The sequence below is a fragment of the Nonomuraea sp. NPDC049419 genome, assembly GCF_040676995.1.
Taxonomy (GTDB): Bacteria; Actinomycetota; Actinomycetes; order Streptosporangiales; family Streptosporangiaceae; genus Nonomuraea; species Nonomuraea salmonea.
This window is the reverse complement of sequence record NZ_JBFAQB010000003.1, coordinates 215,969-239,972: the sequence shown is the minus strand read 5'-3', so window position 1 is coordinate 239,972 and position 24,004 is coordinate 215,969. Positions and strand designations below refer to the sequence as shown.

21 protein-coding genes and 1 tRNA gene are annotated in these 24,004 nt (G+C 72.7%); 12 read left to right on the top strand and 10 right to left on the bottom strand.

Going from position 1 to position 24,004, the window contains the following annotated elements; genetic code table 11:
- Window positions 1-9 precede the first annotated feature (9 nt).
- A complete protein-coding gene (locus tag AB0K12_RS11215) occupies window positions 10-5,043 on the bottom strand; it encodes a tetratricopeptide repeat protein (RefSeq protein ID WP_364558362.1) in 5,034 nt (1,677 codons plus the stop codon).
- A gap of 121 nt (window positions 5,044-5,164) precedes the next feature.
- On the opposite strand from AB0K12_RS11215, the gene AB0K12_RS11210 reads away from it, so the two are divergent.
- The 3 genes from AB0K12_RS11210 (at window position 5,165) to AB0K12_RS11200 (ending at window position 6,880) form a co-directional block, all read left to right on the top strand.
- On the top strand, window positions 5,165-5,710 hold the full coding sequence (locus AB0K12_RS11210) for a hypothetical protein (protein WP_364558359.1): 546 nt from the start codon (window positions 5,165-5,167) through the stop codon (window positions 5,708-5,710).
- Between the two features lie 41 nt (window positions 5,711-5,751).
- Complete coding sequence (locus tag AB0K12_RS11205) at window positions 5,752-6,129, top strand: hypothetical protein (protein WP_364558356.1); 378 nt, start codon at window positions 5,752-5,754, stop codon at window positions 6,127-6,129.
- 79 nt (window positions 6,130-6,208) lie between these two features.
- Window positions 6,209-6,880 (top strand): DUF6766 family protein, encoded by a 672-nt coding sequence (locus AB0K12_RS11200; RefSeq protein WP_364558354.1) that lies wholly within the window; start codon window positions 6,209-6,211, stop codon window positions 6,878-6,880.
- Here AB0K12_RS11200 and AB0K12_RS11195 read toward each other — a convergent pair.
- Entirely contained in the window at window positions 6,805-7,653 is an 849-nt protein-coding gene (locus AB0K12_RS11195; RefSeq protein ID WP_364558351.1) for a pyridoxal-phosphate dependent enzyme, read from the bottom strand. The genes AB0K12_RS11200 and AB0K12_RS11195 overlap by 76 nt on opposite strands.
- Window positions 7,654-7,696: 43 nt before the next feature.
- Here AB0K12_RS11195 and galK point away from each other — a divergent pair, with 43 nt between their 5' ends.
- On the top strand, window positions 7,697-8,812 hold the full coding sequence (galK, locus tag AB0K12_RS11190; RefSeq protein ID WP_364558348.1) for a galactokinase: 1,116 nt from the start codon (window positions 7,697-7,699) through the stop codon (window positions 8,810-8,812).
- Window positions 8,813-8,827: 15 nt separating this feature from the next.
- Here galK and AB0K12_RS11185 read toward each other — a convergent pair whose 3' ends face one another.
- From AB0K12_RS11185 to AB0K12_RS11170, 4 genes are all read right to left on the bottom strand, one after another.
- Entirely contained in the window at window positions 8,828-9,604 is a 777-nt protein-coding gene (locus AB0K12_RS11185; protein ID WP_364558345.1) for an enoyl-CoA hydratase-related protein, read from the bottom strand.
- 40 nt (window positions 9,605-9,644) lie between these two features.
- Window positions 9,645-10,799, bottom strand: a complete 1,155-nt coding sequence (locus AB0K12_RS11180; protein ID WP_364558343.1) for a nitric oxide synthase oxygenase — start codon at window positions 10,797-10,799, stop codon at window positions 9,645-9,647.
- 236 nt (window positions 10,800-11,035) lie between these two features.
- The gene (locus AB0K12_RS11175) at window positions 11,036-11,449 is read right to left on the bottom strand and encodes a hypothetical protein (protein WP_364558340.1); all 414 of its coding nucleotides are present in this window, start codon (window positions 11,447-11,449) and stop codon (window positions 11,036-11,038) included.
- Window positions 11,450-11,616: 167 nt separating this feature from the next.
- A tRNA-Asn gene (locus tag AB0K12_RS11170) sits at window positions 11,617-11,691 on the bottom strand.
- A gap of 127 nt (window positions 11,692-11,818) precedes the next feature.
- Between AB0K12_RS11170 and AB0K12_RS11165 the strand changes: the two genes are divergently transcribed.
- Complete coding sequence (locus tag AB0K12_RS11165) at window positions 11,819-12,136, top strand: YtxH domain-containing protein (RefSeq protein WP_364558337.1); 318 nt, start codon at window positions 11,819-11,821, stop codon at window positions 12,134-12,136.
- Window positions 12,137-12,219: 83 nt separating this feature from the next.
- Here the strand turns inward: AB0K12_RS11165 and AB0K12_RS11160 are convergent, their stop codons facing one another.
- Genes AB0K12_RS11160 through AB0K12_RS11150 form a run of 3 tightly spaced genes read right to left on the bottom strand, consistent with a single transcriptional unit; the run spans window position 12,220 to window position 14,155 of the window.
- Complete coding sequence (locus AB0K12_RS11160; protein ID WP_364558334.1) at window positions 12,220-12,693, bottom strand: hypothetical protein; 474 nt, start codon at window positions 12,691-12,693, stop codon at window positions 12,220-12,222.
- A complete protein-coding gene (locus AB0K12_RS11155) occupies window positions 12,690-13,967 on the bottom strand; it encodes a hypothetical protein (protein ID WP_364558331.1) in 1,278 nt (425 codons plus the stop codon). The genes AB0K12_RS11160 and AB0K12_RS11155 overlap by 4 nt, the downstream gene beginning before the upstream one ends.
- A 29-nt stretch (window positions 13,968-13,996) precedes the next feature.
- A complete protein-coding gene (locus AB0K12_RS11150; protein WP_364558328.1) occupies window positions 13,997-14,155 on the bottom strand; it encodes a hypothetical protein in 159 nt (52 codons plus the stop codon).
- A 176-nt stretch (window positions 14,156-14,331) separates the two neighbouring features.
- On the opposite strand from AB0K12_RS11150, the gene AB0K12_RS11145 reads away from it, so the two are divergent.
- The 7 genes from AB0K12_RS11145 to AB0K12_RS11115 are packed head-to-tail and all read left to right on the top strand — an operon-like array spanning window position 14,332 to window position 22,619.
- Complete coding sequence (locus AB0K12_RS11145) at window positions 14,332-15,507, top strand: hypothetical protein (RefSeq protein WP_364558325.1); 1,176 nt, start codon at window positions 14,332-14,334, stop codon at window positions 15,505-15,507.
- Window positions 15,507-17,633, top strand: coding sequence for a tetratricopeptide repeat protein (locus AB0K12_RS11140; protein ID WP_364558322.1), 2,127 nt, complete (start codon window positions 15,507-15,509; stop codon window positions 17,631-17,633). The genes AB0K12_RS11145 and AB0K12_RS11140 overlap by 1 nt, the downstream gene beginning before the upstream one ends.
- The gene (locus tag AB0K12_RS11135) at window positions 17,633-18,472 is read left to right on the top strand and encodes a protein phosphatase 2C domain-containing protein (RefSeq protein ID WP_364558319.1); all 840 of its coding nucleotides are present in this window, start codon (window positions 17,633-17,635) and stop codon (window positions 18,470-18,472) included. Before AB0K12_RS11140 ends, AB0K12_RS11135 begins: the two co-directional genes overlap by 1 nt.
- Window positions 18,465-19,751 (top strand): VWA domain-containing protein, encoded by a 1,287-nt coding sequence (locus tag AB0K12_RS11130; protein WP_364558317.1) that lies wholly within the window; start codon window positions 18,465-18,467, stop codon window positions 19,749-19,751. The genes AB0K12_RS11135 and AB0K12_RS11130 overlap by 8 nt, the downstream gene beginning before the upstream one ends.
- Window positions 19,751-20,437 (top strand): FHA domain-containing protein, encoded by a 687-nt coding sequence (locus tag AB0K12_RS11125; RefSeq protein WP_364558314.1) that lies wholly within the window; start codon window positions 19,751-19,753, stop codon window positions 20,435-20,437. The genes AB0K12_RS11130 and AB0K12_RS11125 overlap by 1 nt, the downstream gene beginning before the upstream one ends.
- On the top strand, window positions 20,434-21,816 hold the full coding sequence (locus AB0K12_RS11120; RefSeq protein WP_364558311.1) for a hypothetical protein: 1,383 nt from the start codon (window positions 20,434-20,436) through the stop codon (window positions 21,814-21,816). Before AB0K12_RS11125 ends, AB0K12_RS11120 begins: the two co-directional genes overlap by 4 nt.
- Window positions 21,813-22,619: a transporter substrate-binding domain-containing protein gene (locus tag AB0K12_RS11115; protein WP_364558308.1), complete on the top strand. Its 807-nt coding sequence runs from the start codon at window positions 21,813-21,815 to the stop codon at window positions 22,617-22,619. Before AB0K12_RS11120 ends, AB0K12_RS11115 begins: the two co-directional genes overlap by 4 nt.
- A 44-nt stretch (window positions 22,620-22,663) precedes the next feature.
- Here AB0K12_RS11115 and rpoD read toward each other — a convergent pair whose 3' ends face one another.
- Complete coding sequence (gene rpoD / locus AB0K12_RS11110) at window positions 22,664-23,800, bottom strand: RNA polymerase sigma factor RpoD (protein WP_043627522.1); 1,137 nt, start codon at window positions 23,798-23,800, stop codon at window positions 22,664-22,666.
- Between the last annotated feature and the right edge of the window lie 204 nt (window positions 23,801-24,004).

The following is a 24,004-nucleotide window of genomic DNA, read 5'->3' as shown; positions in this document are numbered from 1 at the left end:
CAGCAACCCTTAAGCGAGCTTGCTCAGCAGCGCCTCCGCCTCAGGAGCGAACGCCGGGTCGCCGGTCTCGACCGCCCTGACCAGCAGGCGGCGGGCCAGCTCCAGGTCGCCGCGCTCGTACCGGATCTCGCCCATGCGGCAGGCGGCCTCGGCGACCAGCTCGTCCTGCTCGCTCAGCCCCAGCGTCAGCTCGTAGAAGCGGAGCGCGCCGTCGCGGTCGCCCAGCCAATAGCACAGCTCGCCCAGGTGCGCCGCGGCCAGCCCCGACTCGGGGTCACCCGAGTCGATCACCCGCTGGTACCAGTTCAGCGCCTCGGGATAGTCGCGCTCGCGCTTGGCCAGCGCGCCCAGGAACATCGCGCCCAGCGCGCTGTTGTGCCCCTCGCCCTCCTCGACCGCCCTGCGGTACCAGGCGCGCGCCCGCAGCGCGTCCTCCTCGTGGTAGGTCTGCCCGAGCGCGAGCATCGCCCGCACCGCCATGTCGGCGTCACCGGCCTCCATGACCTGCAGGTAGACCTGCCGGCCCGCGTCCACCTGGCCCGACTCCACCAGCGTCTGCGCGTACAGGGTCAGCGCGGTCAGGTCGCCGTCCCGCGCCGCGTCCTCCAGCGTGCGCAGCGACGCCTCGATGTCGCCCTGCTGCTCCTGCAGGATGCCGAGCAGCCCGCCGAACACGCCGCGCGCCGGGCTGTCCGCGTCGCCCGCCTGCCGCGCGGCCAGGGAGTAGACGGCCTCGGCGTCGCCGTCGGCGTCCAGCAGCTCCAGCAGCCGGCCGTCCGCGAGGAACCGCACGTCGGGGTCCTCGTGCCTGCTCAACCGCTCGTACGTCTCCCGCGCCCGGCCCGTCTCCCCCAGCTCGGCCAGCCGCTGGGCCGCCTCCAGCTCCACGTACGGGCCCGTCCCCGCCAGCGCGAAGTAGCCGGGCACCGCGTCCGGGTCGCCGCACCGGCCGCCCAGCGCGCGGGCCGGCCCGGCGGCGCGCTCGCCCATCAGCGCGAGCACCCGCTGCGCCGGCCCGTGCAGACCCACCTCGCACGCCTCGTGGGCCAGGCCGGTCAGCGCCTCCTCCGCCGGCTCGTCCACGGGGGTGCCGAGCGCCGAGGCGAACGCGCGGGCGGCGGCGTCGACGTCGCCGTCCTCGTACGCCAGCACGCCCAGCCGCATCCCGGCCCTGCCCACGGCCGCCGGGTGGCCGGAGGCGGCCGCGAGGCGCAGCTCGCGCTCGGCCCCTCCGCGGTCGCCCAGCTCCTCCAGGACGCCGGCCAGGTCCACCCGCATCGAGGCGGCCTGCGCGGCCGGTGCGGCCTCGACGCCTCGGACGAACACGGCGGCGGCCTCCTCCCTGCGGCCCCTGAGCGCCAGCGAGGCGCCCAGCGCCCAGTGGCCCATGCCTGTGGTGTCCGGGTCGCCGCTCGCCATCGCCAGGCTCGCCTCGGCCTCCACGGCGTCGTGGTCCTCCTCCCGGACCAGCGTGGAGAGCAGGCTGCGGCGGGACTCCAGGTCGCCGCCCGCCGCCGCCTCTGCCAGCACCTCGCGCGCCCGCTGCGGCTCGCCGCGCTCCCTGAGCAGCTCGGCGGCCAGCTGGCCGGTGCGGGGCAGGCCGGCCATGGCGGCCTCGATCGCGCCGTCCAGGTCGCCGCGGCGGTGGCGGACGACCGCGATGTCGTGCCAGGCGACGGGCGCCGCGTCGGGGTGCTCGGCGGCCCGCAGCAGGTACACCTCGGACAGGCTGGGCTCGCCGTTCCTGGCGAGCAGCGTGCCGAGCTCGAACGCGGCCCTGGGCTCGCCCTCGGCGGCGAGCACGCGCAGCAGCGCCTCCGCCTTGTCGTCGTCCAGCTCCGCCGCCGCGTCCAGGGCATGGGTCACGGCCCCGTCGCGCTCGGCGTCCTCAGGGAACGCGGCCAGCAGGCCGGGCAGTCGTGCCACGTCGCCGTCCCGCAGCGCGAGCAGCAGCGCCGCCAGCGGCCGCGAGCCGGTCAGCTCGGCCAGCGCCGCCTCCGCGCCGGGCCGGTCGCCCTCGGCGGCCAGCACCCACGGCAGCTCGTCGGGGCCGGCCCGGCCGAGCAGGTGGCGGGCCGTCGCGCCGTACAGGCCGTCCTCGTCGGCGGCGGCCCGCTCCAGCGCGAACCGCGCCGCGTCGTCGTCCCCCGCCGCCCGCAGGCTGCGCCCGGCGGCCAGCATGGTCTCCGGCTCGGAGTCCGGGTCGAGCGCCGCCGCGCGCTCGAAGGCCGCCTTGGCCGCCTCCAGCTCCCCGGTCCCGGCCAGCAACACCCCGAGCAGCCGCTCCGCTTCAGCCGTCTCCGGCACCCGCGGCACCTCCGCGACGGAAGCGGCGGCCGGGAAGGTGCCGGGCTCTCCGCCCTGACCGAGGATGGGGGACATCTCGGACGCCCCACCTTCGCCGACGGCCGGGAACACGGCGGCGGCCGGCGTGGGCTTCTCTCCCGCGCCGGTCAGGGTGGCGAGGGCGGCTCGGGCGTCGCCCCGTTCGTGCAGGCGCCGGGCCACCAGCACGCGGCCGTCCGCGCCGAAGGCCGCCGTCAGCCGTTCCACGGCCTCGGGCACCCGCCCCGCGTCCACGAGGGACCGGCCGAGCAGGAGGGCCGCGTCGCGGTCGTCGGCGGGCAGGCGGGAGAGCACCTCCACGGCGTCGGCGTGCTCCCCGAGGCCGTGCAGCAGTTCCCCGGCCTCGCGCAGCCCCAGCCGGTCGAGCTCGTCGTCCTCCCCCAGCGCCGCGAGGTACGCCATGACCGCTCCGCGCGGGTCACGCGCGTCGACGCGCAGCGCGCCGAGCAGGCAGGCGGCGTACCGGCGCAGCTCCGGATGCCCCGACTCGACCACCATCGCCAGCACGCCGTCGGCCGCCTCGACCTCCCTGGCGTGCTGCCAGGCGTTCGCGCAGCTGATGGCCAGCCGGGTCGCCACGGACCACGCCTCACCCTCGGGCATCGCGCGGGCCGCGGCGTCGAAGTCCCGGTCGAGCACCAGCCGCCCGAACGCGCTGAGCGGGTCGGTCCCGTGCTCCAGCGCGGCCCGCGCGCCCGCCGGGTCGTCCAGCCTGAGCCGGGTGACGGCCAGCGGCAGCACGGCCTGCTCGGGCGCGCCCTCGGCGATCATCCGCTCGTGCAGCCGGCAGGCGGCGAGCAGGTCGCCCTGCCGCTCGTAGATCTCGGTCAGCGCGAGCGCCGCTTCGACGCGCAGCCCGCGGTGCGGCCCCGCGAGCACCTTCTCGTACGCCGCCCGCGCCGATCCCGGATCGTCGTCGGCCACGACCGCGCCGAGCGTGGCGCCCACCCAGGGGGCCAGCGCGGGATGTCCCTCGGCGCGTGCGCGTTCCAGCAGCTCGGTGGCCTGCCGCCGGTCGCTCAGCACCTCCTTGCCGAGCACGGCCGCGTACGACAGCGCCAGCGGGTCGCCGCCGCCGGCCGCCGACAGGAACAGCTCGGCCGCGTCGGAGGCGTCGTACCCGCTGGAGACCAGCACGTGCGCGAACACGGCGGTGCCGAGCGCCACGACGGCCGGATCGAGGTGCTCGGTGGCGGCCCGGTAGGCGCGCAGGCCCTCCTCCCTGCCCAGCCAGTGATGGTCGAGCAGGGCGCCCAGCACGGGATGCGGCTGGTCGCCCGGCGCGCGCAGCAGTTCGAGCAGCACCGCCGCCTGGAAGCCCTGCGGCACGTCGTCGCCCTCGGCCACGTACGTCAGCAGCTCGTCGGCCTGCTCGGGATCGCCGTCGCGCAGCTCGATGCAGGCCAGCGCGACCATGGCGCGCGGCGCCTGGACGGGCACTCCGGAGTCGGCGGCCCTGCGCAGCAGCAGCCGGGCCCCGGCGAGGTCGCCGTCGCGCAGCCGCGTCAGGCCGTCCTCGACGTCGTTGAGCGCCTGCTCGGTCACCGGGTCGGCGGGCGGCTGCCGCCTGGCGTCGTGCTCCAGCAGCAGCGTGGCTTTGAACGCGGTGTCGGGGTCGGCGTGCCCGGCCGCCAGCAGGGCCAGCTCCATGGCCTCGTCGTGCACCTCGGGCTGCTGTTCGAGCAGCATGCCGAGCAGCGTGACGCAGACCGAGGACCACTCGCCCTCGCCCGCCTCCAGCACGGTCCTGATCGCGGCCAGCGCGGCGGCGCTCTCCCCCGCCTCGGTGTGCAGCTGGGCCAGGCACGCCTGGGCCTGCATGGCGTGCTCGCGGTGACCGCTGGCGATCACCCGCTGGAAGATCGCCCTGGTCTCCCTGTCGTCGCCGAGCTGTGCGGTGACCTTGGCCAGCTCGATGAGGGAGGGCAGCCGGACGTCGGGGTCGGGGTGCTCGGCGGCGACGCGGTAGGCGGCGGCCGATTCGGCGTACTCGCCGAGGTCGACCAGCACCGCGCCGAGCAGGTTGTGCGCCATGGCGAGGTGGTCGGGGTGCCCGACGGCGATGGCGTGCTCGCACACGGCGCGGGCCTGGTCGAAGTCGCCCGCGTCGGCGTACCTGCGGTAGAGCTGGAACGCGGCCAGCGACACCACCTCGGGGTCGCCGCAGGTCAGCAGGGCACGATAGTCGTCCTCGTCCTCGGCGGCGGCGTACAGCTCGTGCGGCGGCGCCTGCGCGACGGGGATCTCGGGCAATTCCAGCCGGGCGGCCAGCTCGGCCACGGCGGAGCTGTCACACTTGCGGGCCCGCTCCAGCGCCTCCTGCGCGCCCGGCGCGTCGCCGAGCTGCGTGCACACCAGCACCAGGGCCGTGTCGGCGAGCGCCGCCACCTCGAAGTCGGCGCCGTCGGAGGCGATCATCAGCACGCGGTGCGCCGCCGCCCACTCCTTGGCGTTGACGAGCATCATCCCCATCGCCATCGCGGAACGCTGCCCGAACACCGGGTCCCCCGACTGGATCACCGAGCGGTGCGCCGCCTCGGCTCCGTCCAGATCCCCCTGCTCCTGCAGCAAACCGGCCAGCAGGTGGGACGCCTCCGGATCCCCCGTCGCCGCGATCTGCCTGAACAGCACGGCGGCCTGGTCGAGATCTCCGGCTCTCCAGTGGCTCATGGCCGCATCGAGCTGCTCTGACGCCATATTCACTCCAAGGTCATCGGGCAATGTGAAAAAGCTACACATGTGTCACCGGCGTCACACGGCGATTCGAGATCTCCGGTCCGCCCGCGAGGAGGGCGGGGAGCGCCGTAGCGTAGTGCTCATGGGCAGAGCGTTCTGGATCGATCAGGAGTTCGACAGAGACCGTGATGGGCGCTATGCCGTACACGTGCGGAAGAACCTCGACGGCTTCGAGTGGGGGGACATCGCGCCCGTACGGTTCGCCTGCACGGCGTGGGAGCTGGCCACGCCGCCGTCCCTGACGCCCGGCTACGTCCGCTGGGACCGCCGCGTCCTCGAGGCCACCTGCCACCGCAACACCTGGGACGGCACCCTCTACGCCCGCGTCCGCATCGTCTCCCCGCTGCCCGACGAGCTGCGCCGCTCCCGCGCCTGGTGGCGCGACCGCGGCTGGACGGACTGGCCGGAGACCTTCGGCCAGTACGTCGAGCCCAGCCAGCAGGACCTCGCCCGGGTGCCCTTCCTGCGCGCGTCCCTGCTGGTCGAGGCGCCGCTGCCGCTCGACGACCTGCCGCCCGAGCCGGAGGGCCCGCACGACGACGTCGAGCGGCGCGCCCACCGTGCGGTGACCGTGCTGGCCCGCGAGCTCAACGCCCTCGTCGCCCCGGTGCTCGACCAGCTGGGCTGACCCTCCGCATGCGTGATCCTCCTGTGGGTAGCGGCACACGCATGAGAACGGTGATAGTGCTGGTGCTGGCCGTCGTGGTGAGCGGGTGCGCCGTGGACACGGCCGCCCCGGCGCGTACCGCCGGACGGTTCCACGCCGCGCTCTCCGCCCACCAGGAGGAGGCCGCGTGCGCCCTGCTCTCCAGGCAGACCGCGGAGAAGCTGCCCGACCCCGGCCAGAGCTGCGCCGCCGCCCTGCGCGAGCTGCGGCTCGGCCCGGGCGGCGCGGTCACCGGAGTGAGCGTGTGGGGGGAGGAGGCCCAGGTACGGCTGCGCGGCGACACGCTCTTCCTGCACCGCTACGCGGACGGCTGGCGGATCAAGGCCGCGGGCTGCGAACCGGCCGGCGACCTGCCGTACGACTGCGAGGTGGACGGCTGATGCGCACGATGTTCACGCTGACCCTGCTGCTGATCGTGGGCGGCCTGGCTCTCTTCTTCGTCCTGGGGTGGTCGAGACTGTGAAGTGGATCAAGCAGAACTCGCTGGCCCTGATGTTCCTCGTGCTGTTCCTGCTGGCGGTGGCGGGGCAGGCGGTGGCGGGCATGTTCCACTACAACGACGAGCAGGTGGCCCAGGGCGGCGAGCCGGTGTCGCTGCTGTCGTACGTGGCCTCCTCGTCCTACGCCGTGGACGTGGCCGAGAACTGGCAGTCGGAGTACCTGCAGTTCTTCCTGTTCATCATGCTCACCGTGTGGCTGGTGCAGAAGGGCTCGCCCGAGTCGAAGGAGCTGGACAAGGCGGGCCCCGAGTCCGACGAGGAGCAGCGGATCGGGCGGCACGCGGACCCCGACTCCCCCCGCTGGGCCAGGGCGAAGGGGCTTCGCCTGTGGCTGTTCAGCAACTCGCTCGGGCTGGTGATGGGGCTGATCTTCCTGCTGTCGTGGCTGGCGCAGTCCGTGGCCGGGCAGGCGGCCTACAACGCCGACCGGCTGGGCGACCTGCGCGACCCGGTCTCCTGGGGCTCGTACGTCACCTCGGGCGAGTTCTGGGACCGCAGCCTGCAGAACTGGCAGTCGGAGCTGCTGGCCGTGCTGTCGATGGTGGTGCTGTCGATCTATCTGCGCCAGCGCGGCTCGCCCGAGTCGAAGCCGGTGGGCGCGCCGCACACCTCGACCGGCGTGGAGGGCTGACCGGTGATCACCGCGACGACGCGGGTGCCAGGGGCGAAGGCGCCCTGGCGGGCGAGGTCGAGGATGCCGTACATCATCTTGGCCACGTAGATCCGCTCGAAGCCGTGGCGGGCGGCGAACGCCTCCAGCTCGGGGGTCGTGCGGGCGTAGCCGCCGAAGTGGTGGCCGAGGTCGATCGACCAGTTACCCGAGACGCGTCCGTACGCCTCCCGCTGCAGCCTGGCCACCTCCTCCTCCAGGAACCTCGCGCCCTTGAGCACCGCGAACCCCAGCGCCCGCCGCCCCTCGGGCAGCCCGGCCGCGATGCCCGCCAGGGTGCCGCCGGTGCCGACCGGGCAGCAGATGACGTCGTAGTCGTCCTCGATCTCGTCCGGCAGCTCCGCGCACCCGCGTACGGCCGCCGCGTTGCTGCCGCCCTCGGGCAGGATCGCGACGTCCTCGCCCCACCGCGCGCGCAGCCCCGCCAGCACCTCCTCGGTGTCCTTGCGCCGGTAGGTCGCGCGGTCGAGGTAGGTCAGCGTCATGCCGCAGGCTGCGGCGCGGGCCAGCACGGGGTTGAGCGGCAGGTGCTCCTCGCCCCTGATGACGCCGATCGTCTCGATGCCGTGGCGCATCCCTGCCTCGGCCACCGCCCTGATGTGGTTGGAGTACGCGCCCCCGAACGTCAGCACCCGCGCGTCCCCCAGGTTGTACTTCAGCTTGCGCGGCTTGTTGTCGTCGTGCCGCAGGAAGACCCGGACCTGGCCGAGCGCTGGATCCAGGAACTCCTCCATGGCGCTAGTCTACGGACGGGCCCTTGTTGAGGAGTGTTGGATTATGCGCGTTGTTGAAGCTTTTCGTGCCGCCTTCGGCGCGTCCCCGCAGACCGTCTGGCGTGCGCCGGGCCGCGTCAACCTGATCGGCGAGCACACCGACTACAACGACGGCTTCGTGCTCCCGTTCGCCGTGCCGTGGGGCGTCACGGCGGCGCTCACTCCGCGCACCGACGGCGTCATCCGCCTGCTGTCCCTCCAGTCCGCCGACGGCGAGCCCGTCGTCATGGAGGCCCGCGAGGATTCGCGCGGCTGGACCCGCTACGTCGTCGGCGTCCTCGCCATGCTCGGCGACCGCGTCGCCGGCGCCGACATCGCCATCGACGGCGACGTGCCGCAGGGCGCCGGGCTGAGCTCCAGCGCCGCCCTGGAGGTGGCCGTCGCCTCCGCGCTCAACGACGTGCACGGCCTCGGCATGACGCCCATGGAGCTGGCCCTGCTCAGCCAGAAGGCGGAGAACGACTTCGTCGGCATGCCCTGCGGCATCATGGACCAGGCCGCCTCCGCCCTGTGCGAGGAGGGGCACGCGCTGTTCCTCGACTGCCGCTCGCTCGGCAGCCGGTCCATCCCGCTCGACCTGGCCGCCCACGGCCTGAGCATGCTCATCATCGACACGCAGGTGCACCACGAGCACGCCGGAGGCGAATACGCCAAGCGCCGCGCCGAGTGCGAGTCGGCGGCGCGCAAGCTCGGCGTGCCCGCCCTGCGCGACGTCACCGACCTGGCCGGCGCGCTGGCGCGGCTGCAGGGCGACGAGCGCAAGCGCACCGAGCACGTCGTCACCGAGAACCACCGCGTCGAGGCCCTCGTCGGCCTGCTGCGGGCGGGCGCCGTCACGGAGATCGGCGCCCTGCTCAACGCCTCGCACCTGTCGCTCAGGGACCTGTACGAGGTGTCGTCGCCCGAGCTCGACGTCGCCGTCGAGGCCGCGCTCAAGGGCGGGGCGCGCGGGGCGCGGATGACCGGCGGCGGCTTCGGCGGCTCGGCCATCGCGCTGGTGCCGGTCGAGCGGCTGGAGAACGTGCAGGAGTCGGTGTCGGCCGCCTACGCCGAGCGCGGCTACCACGCCCCGCGCTTCCTGCCGGCCACCCCGGCCCAGGGTGCTCACCGCATCGCCTGACCGTTCGCAGCGGCTTCAGAGCGGCGGGAAGTTCGGGGGGCGGCGCTCCAGGAAACTGGCGACGCCCTCCGCGAAGTCGGGCCGCCCGAACGAGGCCATCATCTCGTGCGTGGCCGTCTTGGCCGCGTCGTCGAGCGTGGCCTCCCAGTCGTGCCAGACCTGCCGCTTGATCACCGCCAGCGACGCCGGGGAGCTGTGCACCGCCAGCTCCCTCGCGTACGCCAGCACCTCCTCCATCAGCGACTCCCCCGGCACCGCCCGGTTGACCAGCCCCAGCTCGTACGCCTCCTTGCCGGTGAACACCCGCCCCGACAGCAGGATGTCCATCGCCCGCTGCTGCCCGATCACCCGGGGCAGCACCCACGACAGCCCGTACTCGGCGACCAGCCCCCGGCGCGCGAACGCCGTCGTCCACTTCGCCTCCTCGGCGGTGAACACCAGGTCGCACACCAGCGCGTGCACCATCCCGAGCCCGGCGCAGGCCCCGTTGACGGCCGCGATGACCGGCTTGCGGATCGTCGTCGGGTACGTGTTCGGGCGCGGGTCGGGCACCTCGTCGTACGAGCCGCTCTGGATGGCGCTCAGCGTCTTGAAGTCGGCGCCGGAGCAGAACCCCTTGCCCGCGCCGGTGACCACCACCACCCGCACGCCGGGATTCGCCTCCGCCTCCGCCAGCAGGTCGAAGTAGCGCCGGCCCAGCGCGCCGGTCCACGCGTTGAGCGTCTCGGGCCGGTTGAAGGTGAGGGTCAGCACGCCCTGGTCGTCGAGCGTGGAGAGCACGAGTTCCGCCATGCCCCCAACAGAACCATGTTCTAGGCGCGGAAGGCAAGGTTCAGTCGTGGTGGACGAAGGCGGGGGTGAGGACGCGCGTGTCGTAATAGCGGTGGAAGACCGGGGTGGCGCTGCCGGACATCGGCGGCACGATCCACGACCAGTCCGCCGGGCAGACCCGGCCCGCCTTCTCCTCCCGTTCCAGGTGGGTGAGGAAGCGGCGCGACTCGGTGTGATGATCGGTCATGGTCACCCCCGCCCGCTCGAACGAGTGCAGCACCGCCACGTTCAGCTCCACCATGGCGTGGTCGCGCCACAGCGAGCGCTCGGACGAGGTGTCCAGGCCGAGCCGCTCGGCCAGGACGGGGAGCTGGTCGTACCTGGCCGCGTCGGCCAGATTGCGGGCGCCGATCTCGGTGCCCATGTACCAGCCGTTGAACGGCGCGCACGGGTAGCACAGGCCGCCGATCTCCAGGCACATGTCGGAGATGGCCGGGACGGCGTGCCAGCGCAGCCCCAGCTCCTCGAACCACGGATACTCGGGATGCGTCAGCGGCACCTCCAGCACGGCGTCACCCGGCAGGTTGCACAGCAGCGGCCTGCCCCGGCCCGGATGGATGATCAGCGGCAGCACGTCGAACTTCCCGCCCCCGCCCTGCCAGCCCAGCGCCTGCGCGGCCTCGGTGAGCGCCACGTTCGCCGGGTCACCGACGACGCCGTCCTCGGTACGGTATCCGGCGTACCGGATGAGCTGATCGTTGAGTATCCGCGGCCCGCGCAGCGCGGGCGTGTCAGGCGGCAACACGGTGATGGTCGGCCTGATCTTCCCCGCAGGGGCTTGCGCACCCGCGCCGGAGCCGGTGGCCGCGCGCAGGTGCGCCACGCACTCCAGCGCCACCCCCTCGGCCGTGCTCACCTCCCGGCGGTCGCGCACCTTGAGCGAGCGCCAGTACAGCCGGCCGATGCAGCGGTTGCTGTTGCGCCAGGCCACCCGGGCGCCGAACTCGAGCTCCTCGTACGTGTGCGTGTAGGTCCCGTAACGGGCCACGTCTCTGGCCACGTCGCGGAGCCTGGCCTGCAGACCGCCGGCCGAGGGATGCTCGGCGTGGTAGAGCCTGATGAAGCGCTCCGCCTCACGGAGGTCGATGGTGCACCCGTTCACCGTCCGTACGGCGGGCGCGTCGAAGGGACGAAGGGACTTGATCCAGGTAGACACGCGGCAACCAGCACTTCTCGGTCATCGGATCGCCCCACCGATTCCGGGTCGGCGGCACGTCCTGCTGGAGGCGCCCTCTCCCCGCCTCCGCGACTCCTGCCCGCGGCTCCGGCCGTACCGACCGGCCCCGCCATCCTGCCGCCCCACCGGACACCTTGTCCCGCGTTTCCCGAAATCCCGTCACCATCTCACTACATAAGGTGAAATAGAGCACAGCTTCCGCAGGCCAGGGGCCGTCACCGGCGCGGACGCACCTCCCACACGCAGGTGAGATGGATCACCCTCGCCTGCCGCCACCGCTTCCCCGCGACCTTCCTCGGCAGCTCCCGCGCCGGAACGGCGATGGACAGCCGCTCCTCCGGCACGACCAGCACCTCGCCGTCGCCGCCCGCCGGCACCGGCTCGACGACCCGGACGGGACCGACGTCACCGGCCTCGACCAGCTCGTCCACGGCACGGTCAGAGAACCGCACCTTCCTGCCGTCACGCGTCCAGCACGTCAGCTTCCCGCCGCGCGGAATGCGGTCACCGTCCATGACCCGCTCACCGATCACCCGGACCGGCCCGTCGTCGGCCAGCGCCGACGTGGCCATCCCACCGAGCCCGAGCGCGGCGGCGGTGCCGACGATCGCGAGACGTCGCGTCAACATGGGGTCTCCCTCCCCGAGGCGTTGTGACGCTCCCGAGACTCGCCCACCGCACCTGAAGCCCCGCTTAAGACACCCAAACCGATCTTCAGGCAGACACCCGCCCACCACAAGCGGACACCGGGAAACGACGAAGACCCCCTCACCTACTGGTGAGAGGGCCCGCACTGTGGCTCCCGCGATTGGACTCGAACCAATAACCTGCCGGTTAACAGCCGGCTGCTCTGCCGTTGAGCTACGCGGGATCGAACCGTTTGCCCACTTCGTCGGGGCTTTTCGGGCCCCGTCGTGGTGCGCATGAATAGATTAGCGCACTCCTGGAGTGCGTGTCGCATCGTGAGCGGGGTAGGCCCGTGACAGCGGAGGTGCAATATGCGTTATCGGATGACATTCGCTGTCGGTCTGGCGGTCGGCTACGTGCTGGGCAGCCGGGCCGGCCGCGAGCGCTACGAGCAGATCAAGCAGACGGCGCAGCGCGTCGCCGACAACCCCCGGGTGCAGGAAGTGGCCGGGATCGTCGGTGCGCAGGCGTCGAAGATCGCCGGGAAGGCCAGGACGCGGGTGGGTGACACGCTGCAGCAGCGGATCCCGTTCCTCGGCTCGCACGATCACCAGCCCGACTCGGGCACCGGCTGGCCCGACGAGGAGGGCGTCGAGCAGAAGGCCCGGGAGAGCGGCATTCCGTACTAACTAGACGGACGGCATGGGCGTGAGGCCGTACACCCCCGCTCGCCCATGCCCGTACCGACGGACCCCTGAGAACCCCTAGGGGCTCAGACGCCCATGCTCCGCCGTACGCCCTCCAGAGCCTGCTCGGCCTGGGCGCGCAGACCGGGGTCGGTGGGGTCGAGGCCGTCGTCGAAGACGAGCGTCCAGCCGAGCACCTCACCACCGGGCGGGCGCCTGGCCACCAGCCGCACCCCGCCCCTGCCCGGCAGGCTGACGTGCTTGTTGACCACGATCGTGGAGTTGACCCGCTCGCGCACGGTCTCGGGCAGCAGCCGCGGCTCGGCGATGTGTTCGACGTGGCGTACGCCGCCGGTGGTGAGGACGCTGACGCCCGTCTCGTCCCACGACGCCCGGTCGATCTCCTCGTACGGCACCCGCGTGCCGTCGGACAGGTGGAGTGCGAGGTTGGTGGCGACGACGTGGCCGTCGGCGGAGGCGGCGAAGGTCAGCACCCGCTCGCCGCGCTCCGTCTTCAGCGAGGTGCGCACGTCGGCGGGCAACCGGCGGAAAAGGCTCATTGCACCACGTTATCCGCGAGCAGGTCGAGGGTGAGCGCCGCACTCCAGGAGAAGTCGCGGCAGCCGCGCCCGCTGCCGTCGAAGGGGTCGAAGCATTCACGGAACCCGGCCTGGCGGACGAGGCGGAGGGTGCCCTGGGCGAGCTGGCGGCCGAGGTGGTCGAGCGAGTGCACGGTGGCCGCCCTGCGCAGCAGCCAGTTGGTGTTCACCCAGGAGGGGCCGCGCCAGTAGCGGGTGCGGTCGAACTGGGCGGCGCGGATCTCGCAGCTCGGCACGGGGTAGCCGGTGGCCCCCATGAACCGGGCCGATTCGAGCACCTCGACGGCCGCCTGGACGTGCTCGGCGGACAGCCCGGGATCGAGCAGCGGGCCGAACGCCCCGACCGTGCACACCCTGATGAGCCGGTCGGCGCGCAGGTCCCTGGCGAAGAAGCAGCCGTCCCAGAGGCGGTCGAGCAGCGCGCTCCTGATGCGTTCCGCCCGTTCGAGCTGGGGCGCGGGGTCGGCGCCGGCGAGCGGCGCCAGCTCGGCCATGGCCTGGCAGGAGGCCAGCCAGATGCCGTTGAACATCGGGTCCTCGACCGCGAACGGATGCTCGTCGCGCAGGTAGCCGGGGCTGTAGCCGGCGTCGCGGTAGTGCAGGGCGAGCCAGACGTAGCGGTCGTGGTCGCTGCCGGGGTGGCGCTCCTCCATCTCGACGGGGCGGTTGCCGTACCGGATGGCGGGGACGACGGCGAGCGGCTCGTCCCAGGCCGGGCTGTCGTCCATGCCCGACTCCCAGGGGTGCACGATCGCGGCCAGGCCCGCGCCGCCGAGGTCGCGGGTGGCGGCGAGGTAGTCGTGCTGGGCGGCGATCGCCGGGTACGCCGCCCGGACGAACGCGGCGTCGCCGGTGTGCCGGTAGAGCCACCACAGCGCCAGCCCGTGCAGGGGCGGCGCGGTGAGCCCCGAGGTGAGCACGCCGGGCGCGGCGTCGTGCTCCTGGGAGCGCCAGACGGAGGGCCCGGGAAAGTACGCCTCGCGGGTGTGGAACACGATGTGCGGCACCATGCCGGTCGCCCACTGCCCGCGCAGCAGGCTGAGCAGCTCGTCGCGGGCGCGGTCCGGCCGGTATCTGGCCAGACCGATCACGATGAACGCGGAGTCCCAGCTCCACTGGTGGGGATAGAGCCCCGGCGCGGGCACGGTGCCGGTGCCCGTCCAGTTCGCCTCGAGCACGCCCAGGGCCTCGCGCCCGAGCGCGGCGTCGTCGACTGCCGGCCGCGCCTCCATCATCCAACTATGACCGCGGAAGCCCGCCGACGCTATGTCCTCTTGAGCACCTTCGACAGGAAGGCGACGCCGAAGAGGACGGCGGCGATGAGGAGCGCCCACTTGAGCAGGGTGAAGACGAAGCCCACGAGGGGGCCGAGCAGCAGGAGCGCGGCGACGACGGCCGCGATGATCAGAAGTACACGTCCCATGGCTGAAACGCTAAGAGATCGTTAAGTCAATTGCAGGCGACATGGGGTTAGATCAGGGACAAGTCAGGGGTCCCCCTAGCTAAACGAACTAAAGCCGTCGAACCCGCCGTTGTGGCGGTATAAACGGGGCATCGGGGGGCCTCCTCACGGGGAGCGTGATGAGCCTGGGACCACCAATGAGCCGCGAGGGCGCCGATCATGCCCTGCGTGCCCGCGCGGACGAACGCGACCGCATCTCCGGCGACCTGCTCGACCTCGAATCCCACACCACCTACCGGCTGCTCAAGGACGCGTCGTTACGCGGCGCCACCGAGCGGCGCTGGGCCGCGGCGCGGGAGTCGCTGGCCGGTCTGTGGTCCCTGTACGACGCCTACCGCGCGGTGCTGCGCGAGGCGGAGCAGGTCAGGGCGAGCCGCGGCCGGCTGGGAACGGACCAGCTCGCGCGCCTCACCGAGCTGCTGGCGGGCGAGTCGGTGGTGCTGCGCGCGGCGGCCAAGCCGGTCGAGCGGCGCTCGCTGCGTCCCGAGGCCGACGAGCGGCTGACGCTCGACGCGACCGTGAGCCGGATGGACGCCGCCTTCCAGGAGGTCACGGGCGCGCTCAACGACATCGACGCGGTGTGGAACGCGTTACTCCCCCGGCTCGACGAGGCCGCCGCGGACCTGCGCCGGGTCAGGGAGCTGGCCCGCGAGCTGGGCGAGAGCGCGGACCCCGAGACGGTGTTCGCCGCCGAGGAGGCGGAGCTGGCGCGGCTGCGGGCGGCGGCCGTCGAGGACCCGCTGGGCTCCGCCGCCGGGCCTGAGCTCGACCGGGTGGCGGGCCTGCTGGCCGCCGGCCGGGCGGAGCACGAGCAGGCGATCGTGGTCAAGGCCGAGTACGCCGTGCGCCGCGAGACCCTGGTGGCCGCGCTCGACCACGTACGCGCGGCGGAGAGCGAGGAGCGGCTGGCCCACGGCGCGGTCGTCGTGAAGATCGCCCTGCCGCCGCAGGCGCAGCCGCGCAGCAGGGTCGAGGCGCTGGCGGCTGAGCTGGCCGCGCTGGACGTCTCGGCCGACCCCTGGGTGCTGCGAGCCAAGCGGCTGACGGCCCTGGAGAGCGACGTCCGTGCCGCCGAGGAGCGGGCGCGGACCACTGCCAAGGCCCTGTACGGCCTGGTGGGCCGGCGTGACGAGCTGCGCGGGCGGCTCGGCGCGTGCCAGGCGATGGCCGTACGGAAGGGGCTGGCCGAGGACCCCGCGGCGGCACAGCGGTACGAGCGGGCGCGCGCCCTGCTCTGGAGCGCCCCGTGCGATCTCACGAGGGCGGCCGCGGCCGTCGACGACTACCAGCGCGCGATCCACGGAGGTAAGTGATGAGCCGCTGCGCGCAGCCCGGCTGCACTGGAACGATCGAGGAGGGCTACTGCGACCTCTGCGGCACCGCGGAGAGCCCGTCTCCCATTCCCGCCGGCCCCGCGTCCGTCCCCTTACAGACCAGGCCGGTGAGCAGGTCGGTCAGCTCGCCGTCGAGCAGCGGCAGGTCGCGGGCGGGCGTGCTGGCCACGATCGCGGACCTGCCGTCGATCCCCTACCGCGACCCCGCGACGGCGGTGATGGCCGACCCGCAGGTGCCGGAGGAGAAGCGGTATTGCGCGAACCCGGCGTGCGGCAAGCCGGTGGGCCGCTCCCGCGAGGGACGTCCAGGGCTGACCGACGGATTCTGCCCGCACTGCCGCACGCAGTTCTCCTTCACCCCGAAGCTGGCCAAGGGCGACCTGGTGGCGGGCCAGTACCGCGTGCTGGGCTGCCTGGCGCACGGCGGGCTCGGCTGGATCTACCTCGCCTCCGACGAGAACCTGGACGGCCGCTGGGTGGTGCTCAAGGGCCTGCTCAACACCATGGACGCGGAGGCGCTGGCGGCGGCGGAGGCCGAGCGGAAGTTCCTCACCACGGTCGACCACCCGAACATCGTCAAGATCTTCAACTTCCAGCGCTCGGCCGGCCTCGGCTACATCGTCATGGAGTACGTCGGCGGCCAGTCCCTGCACGAGTTGCGCCGCCAGGGGCCGCTGCCGCTGCGCGAGGTCCTCATGTACGGCAGGGAGATCCTGCACGCGTTCGGCTACCTGCACGAGCAGGGATTGGTCTACTGCGACCTGAAGCCGGCGAACGTGATCAGGGCCGGCAAGCGGCTCAAGCTCATCGACCTGGGCGCGGTGCAGCCGTTCGGCTCGCCGGTGGGCTCGTCGTGGGTGACGCCCGGCTACCACGCGCCCGAGCTGGAGTCTCGGCCGTCGTCGGTGGCCTCCGACCTCTACACGGTGGCGCGGACGCTGGCGGTGCTGGCGATCTCGGGGTTCAGCCCGGCGTCGGGCGGCGTGCCGAACTCGCTGCCCGAGGACTGCGGGCATCCGTCGTTCACCCGGCTGCTGCGGCGGGCGACGGCGGCGGATCCGGCGGCCAGGTTCCAGAGCGCGTGGGAGATGGAGGAGCAGCTCGTCGGCGTGCTGCGGGAGGTCAGCGCGCTGGAGGACGGGGTGCCGTACCCGGCGCCTTCCACGCTGTTCGGGCCTGAGCGCACGGCGGTCGGCACGGCGCTGTCGGAGTCGGATGAGCGGGTGTTCGGGCCGCTCGACCCGGTGGCGGCCACGGCGGCGCTGCCGGTGCCGCTGACGGACCCCGGCGACCCGGCGGCGGGCGCGCTGGCCGGCCTGCTCGGCAGCGAGGGGCCTGAGCTGATCGCGCAGCTCGCCGGCATGCCGCAGACGCCGGAGACGAAGCTGATGCGGGTGCGGCTGCTGGCCGAGGAAGCGTCCGCCGAGGCCCCCGCGGCGCTGGACGAGCTGGAGCGCGAACTGCCCGGCGACTGGCGGGTCACCTGGTACCGCGGGGTGCTGGCGCTGGCCGCCGGCCAGGCGGACCTGGCGGTGGCGTGCTTCGACGCGTGCCTGTCCGCGCTGCCCGGCGAGCTCGCGCCGAAACTGGCGCTGGCCTTCGCGCTGGAGTGCGCGGGCCGGCCGGCGGCCACCTGGTACGACGTCGTCTGGCGCACCGACCGCGCCTACGTCAGCGCGGCCTTCGGGCTGGCCAGGTCGGGCCGGATGGAGGTGCTGGACGAGGTGCCCGCGACGTCGGTCTACCGGGTGGCGGCCCAGGTGGCGCTGGCGGCCTCGGTCGTACGGCGGCCGGACCTGACCGGGCTGCAGCCCTCCGATCTGGTGGCCGCGGTCGATCGGGTGAGCAACCAGAAGGGCCTGGACGCGCGGCACCGCGACGTGCTCACCGCCGAGCTGCTGGGCGGCGCGCTGGCCTGGCTGGAGACCGATCCGCCGGCACCGCCGAAGGACATGCAACTCGGCGGGGCGCCGTTCACCGCGCAGGGGCTGCGCAGGCGGCTGGAGTCGATCTACCGCAGGCTGGCCGTGCAGGCCGACTCCCGGCAGGAGCGGCACGCGTTCATCGACCTGGCCAACTCCGTGCGGCCGAGGACGTGGTGGTGATGGGCGTGATGTGTCCGGTCTGCGAGCGGCCCGTGGTGGCCGGTGACACGTACTGCGAGGCGTGCGGGCATCCGCTGGGCGCGCCCGCCTGCGCGGCGTGCGGGGCGGCGGCGGTGGACGCCGACGGCTACTGCGAGCGGTGCGGGGTGCGCCAGCCGACCGGCCGCGACCACGCCGAGCTGGTGCTGCCCGGCGGCGCGGCGGCGGTGACCGACCGGGGGCTGCGGCGGGCCCGCAACGAGGACGCGATGGCGCTGCGCGAAGCCGGCGCTTCGATCGTGAGCGTGGTGTGCGACGGCGTCGGCAGCTCGCCCAGGGCCGACGAGGCGTCCGCGGTGGCCGTCGAGACCGCGGCGGCGGCCCTGGCCAGGGGGCTGCAGGACGAGGAGGCGTTCGCGCTGGCCGGCCGGGCGGTGACCAAGCTCGCGACCTCGCTGGACGACGCCCCGGCCTGTACGTACGTCTCGGTCGTGGCCGAGCCCGGCGGCAGGGTGCGGCTGGCGTGGGCCGGGGACACGCGGGCGTACCTGCTGCCCGGCGGCGAGCTGCTGACCGAGGACGACGTGGTGCCGACCGGCGAGATCACCGCCTGGCTCGGAGCCGACGCCGACACGGCGGCGCCGCACGTGCGCACGTTCACCCTCCAGGGCACCCCCCAGGGGCCCGGCCTGCTGCTGGTGTGCAGCGACGGCCTGTGGCGCTATCTGGACGGCTACGCCTTCCCCACGTCCGGCACCCCGGTCGAGATGGCGCGCGAGATGCTGCGCCACGCGCTCGACTCCGGCGGCCAGGACAACGTGACCATTGTCGTGATCCCCCTAGGAGACCCCCATGAGTGACCAGCCGGCCTTCACGCTGACCATCGACCAGAACAAGTACCTGTCCCTTGACGGCCGCGAGGTGCACGCGATCCTGACCGTCGGGGCGACCGGCACGGCGACCGTGCAGACGTCGGCGACGGAGGCGGCCGAGGTCATCATCGTGGACACGTCGGGTTCGATGAGCGGCAGCAAGATCCGCGAGGCCAGGATGGCGGCGGTGACGGCGGTGCAGACGCTGCGCGACGGGGTGCACTTCGCCGTGGTGTCCGGGACGAACCGGGCCAAGGTCGTCTATCCCCCGTCCGGTGACCACCTGGCCATGGCGAGCCCGGCGACCAGGGCCGAGGCGGAGCGGGCCATCGCCCGGCTGAGCGCCCACGGCGGCACCGCGATCGGCGAGTGGATCAAGCTGGCCGGTCACCTGCTGACCGCGCACCCCTCGGCGATCAAGCACGCGCTGCTGATGACCGACGGGCAGAACAACCAGAGCGACGACACGTTCGCCGACGTGCTGGCGGCGTGGAGCGGCAAGTTCGTGGTCGACAGCCTGGGCGTCGGCGACGACTGGGTGCCCGCCGAGCTGCGCAAGGTGGCCGAGGCGATGCTGGGCACCTTCGACTTCGTGCGCAACCAGGGGGACCTGCCGGAGTACTTCCGCAGGCTCACGCAGACCTCGATGAGCAAGACCGTGCCCGACCTGGCGCTGCGCGTGTGGGTGCCGCAGGCGGCGCGGCTGAAGTTCGTCAAACAGGTCTCGCCCACGCTGCTCGACCTGACCGGCAAGCGCACCGACGTCAACCCGCTGACCGGCGACTACCCGACCGGCTCGTGGGGGCGGGAGGAGCGCGAGTACCACATCTGCGTCGAGGTGCCGCAGGGCCAGGTCGGCCAGGAGATCAGGGCGGGCTGGGTCAAGCTGGTACGCCCCGACACGCAGGAGGTCGTGGCCAGCGGCAACGTGCTGGCGCAGTGGACGGACGACCTGGCGCAGTCCACCCGCATCAACGGCAAGGTCGCCCACTACACCGGCCAGGCCGAGCTGCATGACCTGATCCAGGACGGGCTGAGCGCCCGCGCGATGGGCGACACCGACACCGCCACCGCGCGGCTGGCCAAGGCGCACCGGCTGGCCGCCGAGTCGGGCCGCGAGGACACCGCCCGGCTGCTGGAGAAGGTGGTGGAGGTCGATCCGGCCACCGGCACCGCGCGGCTGCGGCGGGCCGTGGACAAGGCGGACGAGATCGAGCTGGACACCGGGTCGGTGCGGACGAGCCGGCTGCGCAAGGAAGGAAGCTGATGGCGACCTGCCCGCAGGGGCACCCGTCGGGGGCCGACGACTACTGCGACGTCTGCGGCATCCAGATGGCAGGACCGGCCCGGCCGGCGTCCCGACCGGCCCCTCAGCCGCAACCCCAGCCCCAGCCCTCGTCCCAGCCCCCGTCCCAGCCCCCGTCCCAGCCTCCGTCCCAGCCTGCTGAGGGCTGCCCGATCTGCCGGACGCCGCGTGCCGGGCAGTTCTGCGAGGTGTGCGGCCACGACTTCACCGGCGCCGCGCCCGCCGCCGCGCCGGTGACCGGGGTCAGGTGGGAGGCCGTGACCGCCGCCGACCGCACGTACTACGAGAAGGTGGTCGCCGAGGGCGGGCCTGACGCCGCCGCGATGGCGTTCCCGCCGTACTGTCCCGAGCGCTCGTTCCCGCTGCACGGCGAGCAGGTACGCATCGGGCGGCGCAGCCGCGCCAGGAATCTCGTGCCCGAGATCGACCTGACCGGGCCGCCCGAGGACCCCGGCGTCTCCCACCTGCACGCGGTGCTGCTGGCGCAGCCCGACGGCTCGTGGCTGCTGGTGGACCCGGGCTCGTCCAACGGCACCCAGGTCAACGGCCGCACGCTCCAGGTCAACGTGCCGACCAGGATCGGTCCCGGCGACCGGATCCACCTGGGCGCGTGGACGGTGATCACCATCAGGGAGGGCACGCCATGACGATGACGCAGGCCCCGCCGGGCGCGCTCGCGCCGGTCACCGTGTCGAAGCCCGTACGGCGGCGCAGCGTGCCCGGCCGCATCCGCGTCATCTCCGGCGTCACGGTCGCCTCGCTGGCGCTGCTGTTCGTCGCGCTCGCCGTCGGCAGCTCCACCGCCCGCGAGGGCCTGCGGGTGATCGGCCGCGACGCCGGCCCGCAGGTCGTCGCCACCGCCGGGCTCTACCTGGCGCTCAGCGACATGGACGCGCAGGTCGCGAACGTGCTGGTGATGGGCAAGGAGTATCCCGAACAACGCCGGGCGGCGCTGGCCCGCTACGACGCGCGGCGGGCCGAGGCGGGGCAGGCGCTGCTGAAGGCGTTCGAGCTGTCGGGCGACAACGCGGCCGAGCGCACCACCGTGCAGTCGGTGCTGGACGGGCTCGGCCGCTACGAGCGGCTCGCCGGGCAGGCGCTGCTGCTCGACCAGCAGGCCGGGCACGCTCCAGGGGCGCCGCCCGAGAACGTGGTGCGGACCTACCGGCAGGCCACCGACCTCATGCGGCAGGTGCTGCTGCCGCAGGCGTACAACCTGACCTTGGAGAGCGGCACGATCGTGCGCGCCACCTACGACGACAAGGCCGTCATGGTGCCGCTCCTGCGCGTCGCGGTCGTGGTGGCCGGGCTGGTCGCGCTGGGCTGCCTGATCTGGATGCAGGTGTTCCTTGCGCGGCGCTTCCGCCGGGTGTTCGGTCCCGCGCTCGTGGTGGCGACCGTGACGACCGCGGTGGCGCTGGGGTTCGGGGTGCACGTGCTCGGCCAGGACGAGCAGGCGCTGCGGACCGCCAAGTCGGCCGGGTTCGACTCGGTGCTGACGCTCGCCAAGGCGCGCGCGATCAGCAACAGCATGCAGGGCGACCAGAGCCGCTTCCTGCTGGACAAGGAGCGGGCCGACACCTACGAGCACACGTATCTGGACAAGTCGCTGACCGTCCTCTACTACGACGTCGGCAACCTGACCGGCTACCACAGCGAGCTGCGCAGCGGCTCGAAGGACTTCCTCGGCCTGCTGGGGCCCGAGCTGGTCGGCTCCCAGGGGTCGGCGGTCTTCGCGGCGTACCGGGCCTTCCAGGCGCAGGACGACAGGTTCCGCACGCTGGCCCGGCACGCCACGCCCAGCGAGGCCGTCGAGGCCCGCATCGGGCCCGTCACGGACGCGTTCAACGCCTACGACAAGGCGCTGCTCGGCCTGGCAGAGACCCATCAGAAGGTGTTCAGGCAGACCATCGCGGCGGGCGAGGGCGCGCTCGACAACCTGTGGCGGCTGCTCCCCTACGCCATCGGCGCGATCGGGCTGCTGGTGATCGCCGGGGTGTGGCCACGACTCAAGGAGTACCGGTGAAGCGGGCGCTCGCGGTGGTGCTGCTCCTGGCCGCGGTGGCGGTCACGGGCTGCGGGATGAACGGGCAGGAGTCGATCCTCGACAAGGACAAGCTGGTCATCGGGGTGCGCTCCGACCTGCCGTCGGTCGGGTTCAAGACGTCGGAAGGCGGATACGACGGCTTCGACGTGGACGTGGCCCGCTACGTCGCGGGCAAGCTGGGCAAGGAGTTCTCCTTCGTCGGCGTGCTGGCCGCCGACCGGGAGAAGGTGCTGCGCAGCGGGCGGGCCGACATGGTGCTGGCCACGTTCACGATCGACCAGGACCGCAAGCAGCGGGTGCTGTTCGCCGGGCCGTACCACATCTCCTACCAGGACATCCTGAGCAGGAAGGACGAGCGGATCGCGAACGTGCGCGACCTCGAGGGCCGGCGCATCTGCGAGGTGCAGGGCTCGAACGCGGCCCAGCGGGTCGTGACCGAGCGCGGCGTGGCCGCGCGGGTCGTGCCGGTACGCGACTACGCGCAGTGCCTGACGGCGCTCAAGGGCGGCCAGGTGGACGCGGTCACCACCAATGACGTGATTCTCGCCGGGCTGGCCGAGCAGGACGGCTCGGGGCTGCGGCTGAACAACGCGCAGTTCAACGAGCAGCGCACCGGAGTGGGCCTGCCGAAGGGCGACGTGCCGGGCTGCGAGGCGGTCAACCGGGCGATCACCGCGATGTACCAGGACGGGACCGCCGCGAAGCTGCTGAAGAAGTGGTTCGGCAAGTCCGGGCTCCAGCTGGGCACGGTGGCGGTGCCGCAGTTCGAGGGCTGCTCCTGAGCAGGGGAAAGGGGACGGCCGTGGCCGTCCCCTTTGACCCGTGATCAATCCAGGTAATCCCGCAGCATCTGCGCGCGCGTCGGGTGGCGGAGCTTGGCCAGCGTCTTCGACTCGATCTGGCGGATGCGCTCCCGCGTGACGCCGAACTCCCTGCCCACCTCCTCCAGCGTGCGCGGATGGCCGTCGGCCAGGCCGAAGCGGAGCTGGATGATGCGCTGCTCCCGGTCGGAGAGCGTGGCCAGGATGTCGTCGAGCTGGTCCTGCAGCATGATGAAGGCCGCGGCCTCCATCGGCACGACCGCGTCGGCGTCCTCGATGAAGTCACCGAGGTCGGAGTCCTCCTCGCCGATCGGCGACTGCAGCGACACGGGCTCCTGGGCGATGCGCTGGATCTCGACCACCCGGTCGACCGGGAGGTCCATCTCCTTGGCGATCTCCTCGGGGATCGGCTCGCGGCCGAGATCCTGGTGGAGCTGCCGCTGCACCCTGACGAGCTTGTTGATGGTCTCCACCATGTGCACGGGGATGCGGATGGTCCGCGCCTGGTCGGCGATGGCCCGCGTGATCGCCTGGCGAATCCACCAGGTGGCGTAGGTGGAGAACTTGTAACCCTTGGTGTAGTCGAACTTCTCGACCGCCCGGATGAGGCCGAGGTTTCCCTCCTGGATCAGGTCCAGGAACAACATGCCGCGGCCCACGTACCGCTTGGCGATGGACACCACGAGCCTGAGGTTGGCTTCGATGAGCCGCTGTTTGGCCCGCGTGCCCTGCCAGACGAGCTCCCTGAACTCAGGGAAGGCCAGACGCGAGACCCCGTTGGCCAGCTTGTCCTCGGCGAACAGACCGGCTTCGATCGACTTGGCGAGCTCCACCTCCTCCTCAGCGGTCAGCAGGGGCACCCGGCCGATCTCCCTCAGGTAGATACGGACGAGATCGCTGGTCGGCGCCCGCTTGCCTACGTCCTCCTCATCGGCGCGGGTGGATTCCTCGTCGCCCTGCGGCTCGAGGACCTCCACGCCGTTCTCGGCGAGCATGCGTACGACGCGTTCCAGCGCGTCGGACGGCAACTCGGATCGGTCAAGCGCGGCTGCGACGTCATCGACGGTTACGCTCCCGCGCTCCCTTCCCTTCGCGACGAGGTCCGCCACCTGATCTACGGATGGCGGTCCACTTGGCAGCACCGATGCACCCACGAAGGACAGTCTGCAGTATTGGTTCCATCAAATGGCAGACCCATTTTTGTCACCGAAGGTAAGGCCCTCGTCTTTGCCGAATTGAGATCGCTATATGGTTTGGCCCGAGTTTGATCAGGAAAGTAAAGTCAATTACGCGGTCTGGAATCTCGCGCCCGGCGTCGCCGTCTGGCCGGACGCATCTCTTTCGCT